The organism is Streptomyces yerevanensis, from assembly GCF_000716805.1.
Taxonomy (GTDB): domain Bacteria; phylum Actinomycetota; class Actinomycetes; order Streptomycetales; family Streptomycetaceae; genus Streptomyces; species Streptomyces flaveus.
Genome location: NZ_JNWJ01000087.1, coordinates 20,045 through 34,600 on the forward strand (window position 1 = coordinate 20,045; position 14,556 = coordinate 34,600).

Consider the following 14,556-nt stretch of genomic DNA (forward strand, 5'->3'; position numbering starts at 1 on the left):
GCCCTCACCTGCCGCGTCCCCGGCGCACACTGCGCACCGCCACGGCCACCGCTGCGGCACCGGCCAGGATCAGCCCGATCACGGTGTGCGGGGTACCGGGCCCCTCCGCCGCCCGCTCCTGAACGGCGGAGAGCCGCGCGGTCCCGCCACCGCCGGCGCTCACGGGGGCGGTGGGGGACTTGTGCGCGGAGGGCGCGGTGGGCACAGAGGGCTTCTTCACGACAGTGAGGGTGCCCGTGGCCTTGTCGGCCTTGTCGGCCTTGTCGGCCGCGTACGAGGCGGGTGCGGTGGCGGGGACGGGGGTGAACTCGGGTGTGAGCGTGGCCGTGACCACGGCCGCTCCCATGGTCACGGCACAGAGAGTTAGTCGTAGCGACCCCATCGTGAACCTCCAGACAGCTGAAGACTCCTCTCCCGGGCGCGTGGACGCACGCGGGGAGAGGGCTCGACTGCTCCGTTCGGGTGCCGGCCGGGCCGCCCGTCCGACACAGACTCGGTCTCAGACCCGGCCGACGACTCGGTCTCAGACCCGGTCGACGAGATCCGCTATCGAGTCGACGACCTTGGACGGGCGATACGGGTACCGCTCGACGTCCTCGGGCGTGGTCAGCCCGGTCAGCACCAGGAACGTCATCATCCCGGCCTCGAGCCCGGCGAGGACGTCCGTGTCCATCCGGTCGCCGATCATCGCGCTGGTCTCGGAGTGCGCGCCGATGGCGTTGAGTCCCGTACGCATCATCAGCGGGTTCGGCTTGCCCGCGAAGTACGGCTTCTTGCCGGTCGCCTTGGTGATCAGCGCGGCGACGGCGCCGGTGGCGGGCAGCGGGCCCTCGGTGGACGGTCCGGTCTCGTCGGGGTTGGTGCAGATGAAACGGGCCCCGCCGTTGATCAGCCGGACCGCCTTGGTCATGGCCTCGAAGGAGTACGTACGGGTCTCGCCGAGGACCACGTAGTCGGGCTCGTGGTCGGTGAGGACGTACCCGATGTCGTGCAGCGCCGTGGTCATGCCCGCCTCACCTATCACGTACGCGGTGCCGCCGGGCCGCTGGTCGTCCAGGAACTGGGCGGTGGCCAGGGCGGAGGTCCAGATGTTCTCGACGGGTACGTCCAGGCCCATGCGCTTGAGGCGGGCGTGCAGGTCGCGGGCGGTGTAGATGGAGTTGTTGGTGAGCACCAGGAAGGGCCGCTCGGACTCCTTGAGCTTCTTGATGAAGGCGTCGGCGCCGGGGATGGGCACGCCCTCGTGGATGAGTACACCGTCCATGTCGGTGAGCCACGATTCGATGGGCTTGCGCTCTGCCATGTCCCAGTCTCCTGACGTACGCGTGTACCGACGCCCCAGCGTAGCCATCGGCCGGATCATGGAGGAGGGGCGTCCCGCCCTGGGAACGGGGAGAGGGGAGAGGGGGCAGGACAGGGCTCGGGTCTCAGCGTCGGCGTCGGGCCAGGAGCACGGCACCGGCTCCGGCACCGACGAGCAGGAGCGTGCCGACCGCCCCCGCGACCAGTTCGCGCCGCGAGACGGGCCCGGTCCCGGCGAGCTTGTCGGCGAACGGCAGGCCTTTCTTCGGTACGGGTTCGGGGGTGGCCTCGCCTTCAGGGGTGCCTTCGCCTTCAGGGGTGGTCTTGTCCTTGGGCGTGGTCTCGTCCTGGGGCGTGCCCTCGTCGGCAATGCGGAACCGGTAGTCGTTCGACTGCCCCACCCAGTCGCCGTCGTCGTCATGGCGCTGCACGACGGCCGCGTTGGCGACGACATCGTTGGGCACGGCGTCGTCGGCGACAGCGAGCCGAACCTTGACGGACAGGGTCTTCCCCGGCCCCACGGTGAATCCCGAGAACCCGTCACCGCCATCGTCACCCTCGCCGCCATCGCCGAAGACCCCGATGTTCTCGTCCTTGTCGGTCCTCTCGAAGCGGACGGGATACGGCCGCGCCCCGGCGCCCTCACCCTCGTAGAACTCGAGCCGCACCTGCCCGCCCTTCAGGACCCGCTTCTGATCCACGAGCACGACGACGGGGTGGATGCTCCGGCAGGTCCCGTCGGTGGTGTTGGTGAGATCGAGATACCAGGTCCGGTAACCCCCTCCGGCCTCGTACACGGAGGGCCCTCCATGAATCCGGGTACGGACGGGAAACGCCCGACTGCCAGAGCCGGACGAGCAGTTGGGCTCAGCGTCGAGGGCCTGCGCGGGCAAAGGGGCGAGGGCGGCGACAGTCAGGGAGAAAAGCGGCAAATATGCACACAGTCGCATGAACATCGGAGTTTGCCAGGGGTAGGCGGGGTCGGAACGCCGGGAGACTCCTGGCGGGACCCGTTCGGGGGGCGAGTTCAGCAGGTCGGCTCAGCGGGGGAGATCAGTCCTCCGCCCGCCCGAACAACGGCGCCAGCAACAGCTGAGCCGCCCCCTCGGCCACCCCCCACTCACCGCCGGAGGCAACCCGTACCGGCACAGGACTGCTCGCCCCCTCCCGCTGAGCCCGGGCATCGAGAACCGCCCCGACCCCTCGCACGAACCGCTCGGGCTCAGCGGCGACAATCCGCCCGCCCAACAGCACAAGATCGATATCAAGCAGCCCCACGAGATTCGAAGCGCCGGCGCCCAGCACCCGAGCCGCCTCGTCCACATCCCCCCGAGCCACGGCCCCCAGGCACAACACCTCCACGCATCCACGGTCCCCGCACGAACACACCGGCCCGTCCAGCTGGATCACCTGATGCCCGAACTCCCCCGCCCCCGTATGCGCCCCCCGATGCACAGCCCCACCCAGTACGAGCCCGGCCCCCAGCCCCGTACCGAGATGCAGATACGCGAAGGACCCGACCTCGCCCTCGACCGCGAGCCCCAGCGCAGCGGCATTGGTGTCCTTGTCCAGTACGACCGGCATCCCCAGCCGTCGAGCCAGGGCATCGCGCAACGGAAACCCGTCCCACTCGGGGAACCCGGTCACCCGATGCAGCACCCCGTGGGTGTGGTCGAGCGGCCCGGGCATGGCGACCCCGACCCCGAGAACCGCCCCCAGCTCCCCGTCCACCCCTCCGACCAGCCCTTCGACCTCCCTCGCCGCCACCTCCACCACGGCCTCCGAGCCCGCCCCCAGATCCAGTGGCCCCCGGCGCTCCCCCACAACCGCCCCGGTCAGATCGACCAGCACCGCCCGCAGCTCGTCCCGTTCAAGATGCAGGCCCACCGCGTGCCCGGCCTCCGGCACGAGGCGCAGCGACGTCCGCGGCTTGCCCCCCGTGGAGGCCTGTCGCCCCGCCTCCGCCACCAGCCCGTCGTCCCGCAACCGCGCGGTGATCTTGCTGACGGCCTGGGGAGTCAGCCCCGTACGCTCCGCGAGCTCAAGCCGGCTGATGCCCGCGCGCCCGGCGCTGCGCAGCAGATCGAGCACCAGCGCGGCGTTGTAGCCGCGCAGTGCGTACAGATTCGCGCCGCCTCCGCCATTGGTCCTGTTCACGAACCCATTGTCCCCCCGGCTTGCCCTTTGGCAACAGCGTTGCTTAAGTGGGTGCCATGGTGGAGAACATGACCGACATCCCCCCTGTCGCCCCCTTCCGCGTGGGCCTCGTCGGCTACGGCCTCGCGGGCTCCGTCTTCCACGCCCCGTTGATCGCCGCCACCGAGGGCCTCGCCCTCGACACGATCGTCACCGCGAACCCGGAACGGCAGCAGCAGGCGCGGACCGAGTTCCCGGACGTACGGATCGCGGCCACCCCCGACGAACTCTGGTCCCGCGCCGACGACTTGGACCTGATCGTCATCGCGTCCCCTAACAAGACGCACGTCCCGCTCGCCACCGCCGCCCTCGAGGCGGGCCTCCCGGTCGTGGTCGACAAGCCGATCGCGGGCACGGCGGCGCAGGCCCGCGCGCTGGCCTCGTTGGCCGACGAACGCGGGCTGCTCCTCTCCGTCTTCCAGAACCGCCGCTGGGACCACGACTTCCTGACCCTCAGCAAGCTCCTCGCCGATGGCGAACTCGGCGACGTCTACCGCTTCGAGTCCCGCTTCGAACGCTGGCGTCCCCAACTCAAGGGCGGCTGGCGCGAGTCCGGCGACCCGGCAGAGGTCGGAGGTCTGCTGTACGACCTCGGCAGCCACGTGGTCGACCAGGCCCTGGTCCTCTTCGGCCCCGCGGCCTCGGTGTACGCGGAGTCGGACGTACGCCGCCCGGGCGCCGAGGCGGACGACGACACGTTCATCGCGATCACGCACACGAACGGCGTCCGCTCCCACCTCTACGCCTCCGCCACCACCGCCCAACTCGGCCCGCGCTTCCGGGTGCTGGGCTCGAAGGCGGGATACGTGAAGTACGGCCTGGACCCGCAGGAAGACGCGCTGCGCGAGGGTGAACGTCCAACACCCGGCAAGGCTTGGGGAGTTGAGCCGGAGGACCTGTGGGGCCGCCTCGGCTCCGGCGAATCCCCCCTGACCGGCGGCGGCCACCCCGTCCCGACCCTCCCCGGCGCGTACCCCGCGTACTACGCCGCCGTCGCCGCCGCCCTCCGAGGCACCGGCGAGAACCCGGTCACCGCCCTGGAAGCAGCCGCCGCCCTCGACGTACTGGAAGCCGCGCGCCGCTCGGCCCGCGACGGAGTGGCGGTGACCCTGTGACCCCCAAGGCACCCACCGACGTCCCCACCATCGCCCCCAGCGTCGCCGAACTCGAGGCACAGGAACGCCGGTTGACCCTCCCCCACTTCACGTACGACGACGCCTGGGCACTCGGCACGCTCCTCGTCGACCTCGCGCGGGAGCGAGGCGCCCCGGTAGCGATCGACATCACCCGCTCCGGCCAGCAGCTCTTCCACGCCGCCCTCCCCGGCTCCACCCCCGACAACGACGCCTGGATCGCCCGCAAACGCCGAGTCGTCGAGCGCTACGCCGCCTCCTCCCTCCTCATCGGCACCCGCTTCCGCGCCAAGGGCACCACGTTCGAGGCCGACTCCCGCCTGGACCCGGACGTGTACGCGGCCCACGGCGGCGCGTTCCCGATCACGGTCGAGGGCGCGGGCGTCATCGGCACGGTGGTGGTGTCGGGGCTGCCGCAGCTGGAGGATCACGCGCTGGTGGTGGAGGCGTTGGAGCGGTTCATCGCGGGTTAGCGGGGGTTGGCGGGGGCACTGCTCTCGCGCGGGAACTCGTCCGTGGTGAGCTTGATACCGACGGGGGTCTGAGTGAGGTCGACCGCAGTGCCGAAGTCGAGGCTCAGGTTCGAGCAGTACTCGCCGTCCTTGGGCAGCGTGTGGAGGTGCCACTTCGCGGTGTACGGGTCGACGATCAGGTAGACCGGCACCTCCGCCGCTGCGTACGCCTCCAGCTTGGGCCCGTAGTCGTTGGCCGCCGTGTCCTTGGAGATCACCTCGGCGATGAACTCGACGTCCTGGTAGCGCCAACGGCCTTTACTGTCCTGGACAGCGTCCTCTTTGAAGGCGGCGACGTCAGAAGCAAAACCGTTGAGGTGGCCGGGGAAGTCGATCCGGACATCGGAGGCGATGCGCTCTTCCGGATACCGCGCCAGAAGCTGCACGATGATGTTCAGGATGATCCGCCAGTGCGTCTGGCGCTGCGGCGACATGTAGATGGCCCCCTGGACGATCTCAACCTTGTATCCCTCAGGGGCGGGCTCAAGCCACTCGAACATCATGTCCAACGTGCGCTCGTCGCTCTGCTCGGCCATCGCGATCCTGTCGTCGAGAACAGTCACTGTGCCGCTCCTCCCCGCTGCCGCAGGGTCGCGCGCAGCCGCGTAGTACAACGATACGCTCGGCATTCCGGTCGCACCGGGACACCGAGCGCCGCCGTCACACTCGCCGCCGCCGGAGGCGCTACGCGTCTTTGAACTCCTGCCGCTGCCTCCCCAACCCCTCGATCTCCAGCTCCACCACATCCCCCGCCCGCAAGAACGGCTTCGGCTCCGGCTGCCCCATCGCCACCCCCGCCGGCGTACCCGTATTGATGACGTCCCCGGGATAAAGCGTCATGAACTGGCTTACGTAGCGCACCACTTCAGCCACGGGAAAGATCTGGTCGGCCGTGCTGCCGTCCTGCTTCAGCTCGCCGTTGACCCACAGCCTCAGCGACAGCTGCTGCGGATCCGGCACCTCGTCCGACGTCACGAGCCACGGCCCGAGCGGGTTGAACGTCTCGCAGTTCTTGCCCTTGTCCCAGGTCCCGCCCCGCTCGATCTGGAAGGCGCGCTCGGAGACGTCGTGCGCCACCGCGTACCCGGCGACATGCGCGAGCGCCTCCTCGTGCGAGCCGAGATACCGCGCCGTACGCCCGATGACGACCGCCAGCTCGACCTCCCAGTCGGTCTTCTCCGACGTGCGCGGCACCAGCACGGTGTCGTACGGCCCGACGACCGTGTCCGCCGCCTTGAAGAAGATGACCGGCTCGGCGGGCGGCTCGGCGCCGGTCTCGGTGGCGTGGTCGTGGTAGTTGAGGCCGATGCAGACGACCTTGCCGATCCGGGCGAGCGGCGGCCCGACCCGCAGCCCCGCCGCGTCCAGCGCGGGCAGCTCCCCCGCCTCGGCCGCGCTCCGGATCCGGCCGAGCGCCGCGTCGTCGGCGAGCAGCGCCCCGTCGATGTCCGGGACGATGCCCGACAGATCCCGCAGCACCCCCTCGGCGTCGAGCAGCGCGGGCCGCTCCGTCCCGGCCGTACCGACTCGCAGCAGCTTCATGAATCCCCATCTCCCTCGATCGCGGGCAGCCCGCCGATGGGTGCGGTCATGGGTGCAGGACGGCTGAATCCATCGGAGGACTGGTCGATCCTCCAAGCTGTACGTCCACTCCGCAATACCCGGTTCACAGGCTGGACTTTCACCCGGCGGCAGCCGCCAACGGCGAGGCCCCCGGCATGTCCCGGTACAGCACAGCCCGCTCGACCGCGCTCCACGTCGTACTGGTCACCACGTACAAGGCGGCGGCCAGCGGCACGAAGGCGACCGTGAAGAGCGTCATGAACGACATCAGCGGCATGAACTTCAGGACCGCCCCCATCCCCGGCACCTGCTGCTCACCACTCCCCGCGGCCGTCACCTGGGTGGTGGCCATCTGCCGCTTCGTACGCCGGTAGTTGAAGGTGGCGACGCAGGCGACGAGCACGAACAGCACGAGATAGACCAGCCCCCGCGCCCCGAACACCCCGCCGTCCCCCAGCGCGTCCATCCACCGTCCGCCGAGCGGCGCCGCGAGCAGCTTGTGGGCGAGCAGGGCGTTCGCCTCACCGCCGATCGTCGAGTTGGAGAACAGGTGGTAGAGCAGGAAGAAGGCCGGCAGCTGGAACAGACTCGGCAGACAGCCGGACAGCGGCGAGACCTTCTCCTTGGCGTGCAGCTCCATGACGGCCTTCTGGAGCTTCTCGGGGTTCTTCTTGTGCTTCTTCCGCAGCTCGGCGATCTGCGGCTGCAGCCGGGCGCGTTCCCGCTGCCCGCGCGCCGCGGCCCGCGACAAGGGGTGCACGAGGAGCCGTACGAACGCGGTGAACAACACGATCGCCGCAGCCGCCGCGGACGCCTGGAACAACGGCTCGAGGAGATCGGCCAGCCCTTCGACGAGGCTGGCGAAAACGGACATGAAAGCGGACATGGGTGAGCCCTCCGGGGTCTCGTCGTGCCGGGAGATGTACGTCGGCATGACGGCCCGCGAGGGGGGCTGCGGGTGAGGTGCTGCCAGGTCCCCTACGCGGCCGTCAGGAGGAGACGGCCGGGTGCTCGAGGACGCGTACGCCCGGAGGCGTCGGGATCACGTTGCGGCAGGAACGCCGTACGCCGCTCACGGTCGCGGATGGCCGTACGCACCCGCGTACGGGGCACGGCGGGCGCGAGCCGCGCGGAGATGACGGAGCAGACGGCGAGCGCGGACCCGGCCGCGGCGGTCGCGGCGAAGGCGACGGCGCCGACGAGGCTGCCGGAGTCGAGGAGCGCCACCTCGAGGAGGAGGACGAACAGCACGGCGACGGGCTTCAGTTGGGCCCAGGTCCGCACCATCGGCTGTCCCCCCCTTCCTTCCTGCCCCATGCTCCATGGCTTCTCCATGGCCTCCTGCCGTTATACAGGATCCGTCTGCGCAGATGCCGTCTGCACAGGATCCGTCTCGATCGGCTGAAGCAGCCTCTTGGGCTTGAGCAGCGCACGGCTGACCGGGTCCTCCGGGTCCGGGTCGAGTCCGGGCCCCGGTGCCATTTCCACATCCTCCAGGGGTACGACGATTCCGCACGCGGGGCATTCGCCGTACGGGCCGAGTTCCGTGGCCGTACCGCAGGTGGCGTGCCGGAAGTAGCGCAGCTGCCTCTGTGTGAAGTGCTCGCGCCCCCACAGGCCGAGGGACCGGAGTGTGGGCCACAGCGCCTGGCCGCGCTCGGTGATGACGTACTCGTCGCGCGGCGGCGACTCCTGGTAGCGGCGCCTCTCGAGAATGCCCGCGGCGGTGAGCGCCTGGAGGCGGGCGGCCAGGACGGCGCGCGGGATACGGAGATGGACGAGGAAGTCGTTGTAGCGCCGCACTCCGTAGAGCGCGTCGCGGACGACGAGCAGCGTCCAGCGCTCGCCGACGATCTCCAGCGCGCGGGCGATCGAGCACTCCTGCGCGGCGTAGTCCTTGCCCAGAGCCATGGGTTCCACTGTAGCCACTTTTCGACCTCAGGGTTCAGTCACTGAACCTACGGTGCTACGGTCGACCCTGGACGCATGAGTTCATTCACTGAACCTAATCGCTGATCGCGCCTGAATCCGCACCCGAACGCTGAAAAGGGCAGCCCATGCCACGCACCGACGCCACCCCACCCGCCGCAAAGCAGCCCGTACAGCAGCCCGCGCGAGCCGCCCCCGCCCGCCCCGCCGCCACCCTCGCCGTCACGAGCGCCGCCACGGCCGTGGCCCTGATGACGTACACCGCGCCGATGGTCACGCTCCCCGACACCGCCGCCGCGCTGCACACCCCGCTCTCCGCCCAGGCCTGGCTGCTGAACGGCACCCCGCTCGGTCTCGCCGCCCTGCTCCTGGTCGCGGGCAGCCTCGCCGACGACTACGGCCGCCGCCGGATCTTCCTCGGCGGCACGGTCGCGCTGGGCATCACCACGGCACTGGGCGCGCTCGCGTCCTCGACCTGGCTGTTCACGGCGGCCCGTATCGCGCAGGGCGCGGCGAGCGCGGCGATCCTCGCCAGCAGCCTGGGCCTGATCGTGCACGCCTTCCCGACCGCGGCCGGGAGGGTGCGGGCCACGGGCGTCTGGGGCGCGTTCGTCAGCGGCGGCATCGCGACGGGCCCGCTGCTCGCGGGCGCGATCGCCTCCTGGGACTGGCGGGCCGCGTACGCGGTCCTCGGCGCGGCGGCGCTGATCGTCGCGCTCTTCGGGGCCCGTACGCTCACGGAGTCCCAAGCCCCGCGCGGCGGCCGCCCGGACCTTGCCGGGGCGTTCACCTTCGGCCTCGCGCTCGCCTCCTTGGTGGCCGCGCTGACGCTGGGCCGCGACGGCTGGCTGCGCACACCGGTGGGCCTCCTGCTCGCCGCGACCGTCCTGCTGACCTTCGCGTTCGTCCTCATCGAGCGCAGAGCCACGACACCCATGATCGACCTCGGCCTGCTGCGCCGCCCCCGCTTCCTGGCGTCCTCCGCGGGCGGCCTCTTCACGGGGCTCGCGGTGATCGGCCTGTTCAGCTTCCTGCCGGCCATCCTGCAACAGTCGCTGGGCCTGTCCGCGATGGACACCGCCTGGCTGTTCCTGCTCTGGTCCGGCCTCTCCTTCGCGGTCGCCCTGCAGGCGAGGCGGCTGACCGGCCGGGTCCCCCCGCGCCGCCAACTCGCCCTGGGTTTCGCCCTGCACGCCGCCGGCGTCCTGTCGATGCTCGGCGCGATCGGGTCCGGCTCCTGGCACCGCCTCCTGCCCGGCCTCGTCCTCGCGGGCATCGGCAGCGGCCTCCTGAACGCCGCGCTGCCGTTGGTAGCCGTGGACTCCGTCCCCGCCACCCGCGCCGCAATGGGCTCGGGCGCCAACCAGACGTTCCGCTACATCGGTTCGTGCGCGGGCGTCGCACTCACGATCGCGGTGGTGACCTCCTCCGGCTCACTGTCCCGCGGAACGGACCTCGCGCTTGGCGTCTCGGCGGGGCTCGGCCTGCTGGGTGCGGTCAGCGTGCTGCTTCTCCGAGACCGGACGTGAGGCGTGACCGGGCGTGAGGCCGTCCTGCCCCGTCCGGCACCAACTGGCCCGGCCTAGCGAGGCCGCATGGAGGCGAGCTTCCCCCAGACCACCAAGCGGTACTTGGAGGAGTACTCCGGGGTGCAGGTGGTGAGGGTGAGGTAGTAGCCGGGGCCGGAGTAGCCGTACCGCGGGTGGACGAGGCTGCGGGGAATCTCGCGGATCACCCCGCCGTCGCGCGGGGCGGTCTGCGGGAGCGTCCGGTCGACGACGTACGTATAACCGGCCGTACGGGTCTCGACCTCGATCCGGTCCCCTTCCCGCAGCCGGTTGATGTACCGGAAGGGCTCGCCGTGCGTGTTCCGGTGCCCCGCGAGCGCGAAGTTGCCGGCCTGGCCCGGCTGGGCGGTGTCCGGGTAGTGGCCGGCGTACCCCTTGTTGAGGACGTTCGGCTCGCTGATGCCTTCCGCGACGGGGACGCGGAGCCCGAGGCGGGGGATGGTGAGGATGGCGTAGGCCTGGTCCCAGCGGGGTTGCCGGGCGGGGGTGGGGATGGGGTTGGTCGGGGAGCCTGATCGCTGGTCGGCACGGGAGGACCCGCTGGAACTGCCGGAACCGCTGGAGCTGTCGGAACCGCTGGAGTCGCCGCCCGCTTCCGGAGGATCACCGTCACCGGTCACGGAAGGGCTGCCGCCCTCACCCTCCCCCCACTCCCTCTCCAGAGCCTGGACCTCCCTCTCGGCGCCCTCCCGTGCCTGCCGATTGGTCCACCACAGCTGATGGACGACGAGCAGCATGAGGACGACACCGAGGGTGACGAGAAGCTCGGCACCGTTCCAGAGAACGCGCGCCGCCAGGGCACGCCGCCGCAGGCTCCGCCGACTGGTGACGGGAACCCGCATGCGTACGCCTCCTGCCCCACGCCTCCTGCCGTTCACTGCGGGCGCACGATAAGGGCTGCGGCCTCAACTCACCATCCCCACAAGCGCGATGAGAGCCTTGGCTTAGAGCCTGATCACTAACCACACAGACCGCTGGATCGGGTGATCATCGCGAGGCGAAGGCATAGAAGAAGGACCTCCTGGTAGCTCGAAAGGTGTCAACGCAACCGAGCACCAGAAGATCCTGTGCCGCAGTTCTACCGTGAGTCCCGCAGTGTCTTCAACTTGCGTACCTCAATGTGTCGTTGTGCCGCTCACCTGTACGGATCCGCGCACGAGCACCACGACCGACGGCCTGTGTACTCCAGTGACATGACCGACGCGGAGTGGGAGGTCACCCTCGCCGCACTGCCCTCACCGCCCTGGCTGGAAGGCCGCGGCGGCCGCCCGGCCCAGTACTGCGAACGCCAGCTCATCGACGCGGTCCGCTACGTCGACGACAGTGGCTGCAAGTGGCGCCAGCTCCCGGTCGACTTCCCACCCCGCTCCGCGGTCTACGCCTACTTCCAGCGCACCACCCACAACGGCGCCCTGGCCGAGTACCACGACCGGCTCCGGGCCCGTGTCCGCGAAAGCGAGGGCCGCGCCGCCGAGCCCACCGCCGCGATCATCGACTCCCAGTCCGTTCCCGCCGCCGAGACCGTCTCCGCAGGTCACCGTGGCTACGACGCCGGAAAGAACATCGACGGACGCAAACGCCACATCGCCGTCGACACTCTCGGCCTGCTGCTCGCCTGCCTGGTCACCCCCGCCAGCGTCCCCGACCGCGACGCCGCAGAGCCACTGCTGCAATTCCTGCACGACCGCTGCCAGGACGTCAGCCTCGTATGGGCCGACGGCGGCTACACCGGCCTGCTGATCGAGTGGGCCCTTGCCGCGCTCACCCTGACCATCACCGTCGCCAAACGCGCCGACGACACCAGCGGCTTCACCGTCCTGCCCCGCCGCTGGGTCGTCGAGCGCACTCTGTCCTGGATCTGCCGGCGCCGTCGCTGTGTGCGCGACTACGAGCGCCTGCCCGCCCACCACCTCGCCATGGTCACCTGGTCGATGACCATCCTCATGACCCGCCGCCTGGCCCGACGAGCCGGCCACGCCGGATGAACCGGCCGGTCAGGCCGCCACCGCCCGTACCGCCGCCGCCGACGCGAACCGGCCCCGACCGGCCTGCACCGCCCACCCCCGCACCATCAGCCGCTTCGCCTTCCCCCGCACGCCCTCGACCGCCGAGGCCGTCGCCTCCAGCCCGAGCAAACGGGTCAGCTCGCCTGCCTGCAACGACTCTGACGACGCCTCCAACACCTGCGCCAACTGTCGGTAGATCCCGGGCAGCGCAGTCAGGCCCATCCCCGGCTCCCGCACCGGCACGGCCACCCGGATCCCACCGCCCGATCCCGTCCCCGCCGGGCCGATCGCCACCCCGCTGCCCCGGTCGCCGGGCTCCGCGCTCAGCACTTCCCGCAGCGTCTCCCGGGCGATCCGGCTACGGGGCGAGGTGGTCCTCCAGGTCGCCGAGCACCTCGTCGGTGGCGGTCACGCCGAGGCCGAGGTACCAGGTCTCGTCCGAGACGTCGTACGCGTGACCGGCCTTGACGGCGGAGAGGTTCTTCCACAGCGGGTTGCCCTGGGTGGCGGACTTGTCGGTGGCCTTCGGGTCGCCGTACACGCCGGTGAAGATGTAGTCCGCGTCGGCCTGGTCGATGTTCTCGGCGCTCACCTCGGCGGCGAGGTCCTCGATGTCCTGGTTCTTCGGGCGGGGGACGCCGACGTCCTTGAGGATCGTGCCGATGAACGAGGCGTTGGCGTAAAGGCGGATGACGCCGTCGGGCATGTAACGGACCATCGAGACGGTCGGCTTGTCGGCGCCGATCTTCGTGCCCAGCGCGTCGGCCTTCGCCTCGTACGCCGCCAGCTTCTCCTTCGCCTCGGCCGTCCTGTCGAGGGCGGCGGCGTTGAGGAGGTAGTTCTCCTTCCAGGTGAAGCCGGGGCGGACGGAGAAGACCGTCGGCGCGATCTTGGACAGCTCGTCGTACTTGTCGGCGGCGCGCAGCTGGCTGCCGAGGATCAGGTCGGGCTTGAGCGCGGCGATCGCCTCCAGGTTGAGGCTGTTGATCGTGCCGACGTTCTTCGGGCTGCCCGCGTCCTTCTTCAGATACGACGGCAGCTCGGGCGAGCCCTCGGTCGGGGCGAGCCCGACCGGCTTCAGGCCCAGTGAAACAACGTTGTCGAGCTCGCCGACGTCAAGGACGACCACGCGCTTCGGCTCCGACTCGATCTCCGTCTCGCCCATCGCGTGCTCGATGGTGCGCGGCCACTCGCCCGCCTTGGCGTCGGTGCCCATCGCGGCGGTCTTCTTCGCCGCGTCCGCGAAGTCCTTGCCGCCCTTGGCGACGTCCTTCTTCCCGGCGGCCCCGGCGGAGGCCTTGGCTTTCGACCCCTCGCTGTCGGAGGAACCGCCGCACGCGGTGAGGGCCACTGCGGAGGCGAGAGCGAGGGCTGCGGCGCAAGTGCCGCGGCGGCGGAGGGACATGGGGGGAGCTCCCGTCGTAGAACTTAGGTACCCCTTACTTTATGGGCTCCCTGTGGGCCGGGAGGCCAGAGAGCGTGTGGTTCCTGACACCCGGAGGGCCCGGCACCACCAGCGGATCACCCGTCACCGGATCCGGTACGACGACCGAGGCGAGCCCGAAGACATCCTGGACGAGGTCGGCCGTGACGATGTCGGCGGGCGGGCCCTGCGCCACGATCCGGCCCGCCTTCATGGCGATCAGATGGTCGGCGTAGCGGGCGGCCTGGTTGAGGTCGTGCAGCACCGCGACCACCGTCCGGCCGCGTTCGTGGTTCAACTGCCGTACGAGGTCCAGAACTTCGACCTGATGGGCGATGTCCAGGTAGGTCGTCGGCTCGTCGAGCAGCAGCAGGTCGGTGTCCTGGGCGAGGGCCATCGCGATCCACACGCGCTGCCGCTGACCGCCCGACAGTTCGTCGACCGGGCGGTCGGCGAGGTCGGTGGTCCCCGTGCGTTCCATCGCGTGGGCGACGGCCGCCTCGTCGGAGTCGGACCACTGCCGCCACCACTTCTGGTGCGGCTGCCGCCCGCGCGAGACCAGGTCCGCGACCGTGATCCCCTCCGGCGGCACCGGAGTCTGCGGCAGCAGCCCGATCACCTGGGCGATCCGCCGGGTGGGGACCTGGGCCAGTTCGGTGCCGTCCAGGAGCACGGCGCCCCGACGCGGCTTCAGCAGCCGGCCCAGCGCCCGCAACAGCGTCGACTTGCCACAGGCGTTGGGCCCGACGATCACCGTGACCTTTCCGTCCGGGACCTCCAGATCCAACTCCTCGACGACCGTACGGTCCTCGTAGGCGAGGGTGAGCTTGCGGGCGGCGAGGCGGTTGGCGGGGGCGGGGGTGCCGTTGCCATGGGCGGTGGGGGCGTTGTCCTGTGCGGGGATGGGGCTGTGCTGTGCGGTGG

At 70.5% G+C, this 14,556-nt stretch carries 17 protein-coding genes; 4 read left to right on the plus strand and 13 right to left on the minus strand.

The features are described 5' to 3' along the window. Window positions 1–4: 4 nt before the first annotated feature. The 4 genes from OP79_RS44605 to OP79_RS44620 form a co-directional block, all read right to left on the minus strand. Window positions 5–346: a hypothetical protein gene (locus OP79_RS44605; protein ID WP_051745595.1), complete on the minus strand. Its 342-nt coding sequence runs from the start codon at window positions 344–346 to the stop codon at window positions 5–7. 177 nt (window positions 347–523) lie between these two features. Next, window positions 524–1,303 carry an HAD-IIA family hydrolase gene (locus OP79_RS44610; protein WP_033328890.1) on the minus strand — a complete coding sequence of 260 codons (780 nt, stop codon included), beginning with the start codon at window positions 1,301–1,303 and terminating at the stop codon, window positions 524–526. 124 nt (window positions 1,304–1,427) lie between these two features. Further along, window positions 1,428–2,099: a hypothetical protein gene (locus OP79_RS44615; RefSeq protein ID WP_342669590.1), complete on the minus strand. Its 672-nt coding sequence runs from the start codon at window positions 2,097–2,099 to the stop codon at window positions 1,428–1,430. 256 nt (window positions 2,100–2,355) lie between these two features. Next, complete coding sequence (locus tag OP79_RS44620; protein WP_033328892.1) at window positions 2,356–3,459, minus strand: ROK family transcriptional regulator; 1,104 nt, start codon at window positions 3,457–3,459, stop codon at window positions 2,356–2,358. Window positions 3,460–3,527: 68 nt separating this feature from the next. Here OP79_RS44620 and OP79_RS44625 point away from each other — a divergent pair, with 68 nt between their 5' ends. Together OP79_RS44625 and OP79_RS44630 are read left to right on the plus strand one after the other, a co-directional pair. Continuing rightward, window positions 3,528–4,613 carry a Gfo/Idh/MocA family oxidoreductase gene (locus OP79_RS44625; RefSeq protein WP_033328943.1) on the plus strand — a complete coding sequence of 362 codons (1,086 nt, stop codon included), beginning with the start codon at window positions 3,528–3,530 and terminating at the stop codon, window positions 4,611–4,613. Next, window positions 4,610–5,104 (plus strand): heme-degrading domain-containing protein, encoded by a 495-nt coding sequence (locus OP79_RS44630; protein WP_033328893.1) that lies wholly within the window; start codon window positions 4,610–4,612, stop codon window positions 5,102–5,104. Before OP79_RS44625 ends, OP79_RS44630 begins: the two co-directional genes overlap by 4 nt. Here the strand turns inward: OP79_RS44630 and OP79_RS44635 are convergent. From OP79_RS44635 to OP79_RS44655, 5 genes are all read right to left on the minus strand, one after another. After that, window positions 5,101–5,706, minus strand: coding sequence for a Uma2 family endonuclease (locus OP79_RS44635; RefSeq protein WP_033328894.1), 606 nt, complete (start codon window positions 5,704–5,706; stop codon window positions 5,101–5,103). The two genes, OP79_RS44630 and OP79_RS44635, sit on opposite strands and share 4 nt — an antisense overlap. 121 nt (window positions 5,707–5,827) lie before the next feature. After that, complete coding sequence (locus OP79_RS44640) at window positions 5,828–6,685, minus strand: fumarylacetoacetate hydrolase family protein (protein ID WP_033328895.1); 858 nt, start codon at window positions 6,683–6,685, stop codon at window positions 5,828–5,830. Between the two features lie 139 nt (window positions 6,686–6,824). Further along, window positions 6,825–7,592 carry a YidC/Oxa1 family membrane protein insertase gene (locus OP79_RS44645; protein ID WP_033328896.1) on the minus strand — a complete coding sequence of 256 codons (768 nt, stop codon included), beginning with the start codon at window positions 7,590–7,592 and terminating at the stop codon, window positions 6,825–6,827. Window positions 7,593–7,684: 92 nt separating this feature from the next. Next, on the minus strand, window positions 7,685–7,993 hold the full coding sequence (locus tag OP79_RS44650; protein WP_033328897.1) for a DUF6412 domain-containing protein: 309 nt from the start codon (window positions 7,991–7,993) through the stop codon (window positions 7,685–7,687). A 60-nt stretch (window positions 7,994–8,053) separates the two neighbouring features. Continuing rightward, the gene (locus OP79_RS44655; RefSeq protein ID WP_033328898.1) at window positions 8,054–8,617 is read right to left on the minus strand and encodes a winged helix-turn-helix transcriptional regulator; all 564 of its coding nucleotides are present in this window, start codon (window positions 8,615–8,617) and stop codon (window positions 8,054–8,056) included. 146 nt (window positions 8,618–8,763) lie between these two features. On the opposite strand from OP79_RS44655, the gene OP79_RS44660 reads away from it, so the two are divergent. Next, a complete protein-coding gene (locus tag OP79_RS44660; RefSeq protein ID WP_033328899.1) occupies window positions 8,764–10,164 on the plus strand; it encodes an MFS transporter in 1,401 nt (466 codons plus the stop codon). A 53-nt stretch (window positions 10,165–10,217) separates the two neighbouring features. On the opposite strand, the gene OP79_RS44665 is transcribed toward OP79_RS44660, so the two are convergent. Then, window positions 10,218–11,045: a class E sortase gene (locus OP79_RS44665; protein ID WP_033328900.1), complete on the minus strand. Its 828-nt coding sequence runs from the start codon at window positions 11,043–11,045 to the stop codon at window positions 10,218–10,220. A gap of 351 nt (window positions 11,046–11,396) precedes the next feature. On the opposite strand from OP79_RS44665, the gene OP79_RS44670 reads away from it, so the two are divergent. After that, window positions 11,397–12,188 carry an IS5 family transposase gene (locus OP79_RS44670; protein WP_033328901.1) on the plus strand — a complete coding sequence of 264 codons (792 nt, stop codon included), beginning with the start codon at window positions 11,397–11,399 and terminating at the stop codon, window positions 12,186–12,188. Window positions 12,189–12,197: 9 nt separating this feature from the next. Here OP79_RS44670 and OP79_RS44675 read toward each other — a convergent pair whose 3' ends face one another. From OP79_RS44675 to OP79_RS44685, 3 genes are read right to left on the minus strand one after another with little or no spacing between them, the layout of a single operon-like run. Then, window positions 12,198–12,539, minus strand: a complete 342-nt coding sequence (locus OP79_RS44675; RefSeq protein ID WP_051745597.1) for a hypothetical protein — start codon at window positions 12,537–12,539, stop codon at window positions 12,198–12,200. Between the two features lie 28 nt (window positions 12,540–12,567). Further along, window positions 12,568–13,614 carry an ABC transporter substrate-binding protein gene (locus OP79_RS44680; RefSeq protein ID WP_033328902.1) on the minus strand — a complete coding sequence of 349 codons (1,047 nt, stop codon included), beginning with the start codon at window positions 13,612–13,614 and terminating at the stop codon, window positions 12,568–12,570. 34 nt (window positions 13,615–13,648) lie between these two features. After that, window positions 13,649–14,536 carry an ABC transporter ATP-binding protein gene (locus OP79_RS44685; protein WP_051745621.1) on the minus strand — a complete coding sequence of 296 codons (888 nt, stop codon included), beginning with the start codon at window positions 14,534–14,536 and terminating at the stop codon, window positions 13,649–13,651. Window positions 14,537–14,556: the final 20 nt, after the last annotated feature.

Bases quoted from the DNA above. Each gene is read 5' to 3' on its own strand.
- OP79_RS44670 (WP_033328901.1), top strand. From the start codon at position 11,397: ATGACCGACGCGGAGTGGGAGGTCACCCTCGCCGCACTGCCCTCACCG.
- OP79_RS44610 (WP_033328890.1), bottom strand. From the start codon at position 1,303: ATGGCAGAGCGCAAGCCCATCGAATCGTGGCTCACCGACATGGACGGT.
- OP79_RS44640 (WP_033328895.1), bottom strand. From the start codon at position 6,685: ATGAAGCTGCTGCGAGTCGGTACGGCCGGGACGGAGCGGCCCGCGCTG.
- OP79_RS44605 (WP_051745595.1), bottom strand. From the start codon at position 346: ATGGGAGCGGCCGTGGTCACGGCCACGCTCACACCCGAGTTCACCCCC.
- OP79_RS44650 (WP_033328897.1), bottom strand. From the start codon at position 7,993: ATGGTGCGGACCTGGGCCCAACTGAAGCCCGTCGCCGTGCTGTTCGTC.
- OP79_RS44655 (WP_033328898.1), bottom strand. From the start codon at position 8,617: ATGGCTCTGGGCAAGGACTACGCCGCGCAGGAGTGCTCGATCGCCCGC.
- OP79_RS44645 (WP_033328896.1), bottom strand. From the start codon at position 7,592: ATGTCCGCTTTCATGTCCGTTTTCGCCAGCCTCGTCGAAGGGCTGGCC.
- OP79_RS44665 (WP_033328900.1), bottom strand. From the start codon at position 11,045: ATGCGGGTTCCCGTCACCAGTCGGCGGAGCCTGCGGCGGCGTGCCCTG.
- OP79_RS44680 (WP_033328902.1), bottom strand. From the start codon at position 13,614: ATGTCCCTCCGCCGCCGCGGCACTTGCGCCGCAGCCCTCGCTCTCGCC.
- OP79_RS44625 (WP_033328943.1), top strand. From the start codon at position 3,528: ATGACCGACATCCCCCCTGTCGCCCCCTTCCGCGTGGGCCTCGTCGGC.
- OP79_RS44660 (WP_033328899.1), top strand. From the start codon at position 8,764: ATGCCACGCACCGACGCCACCCCACCCGCCGCAAAGCAGCCCGTACAG.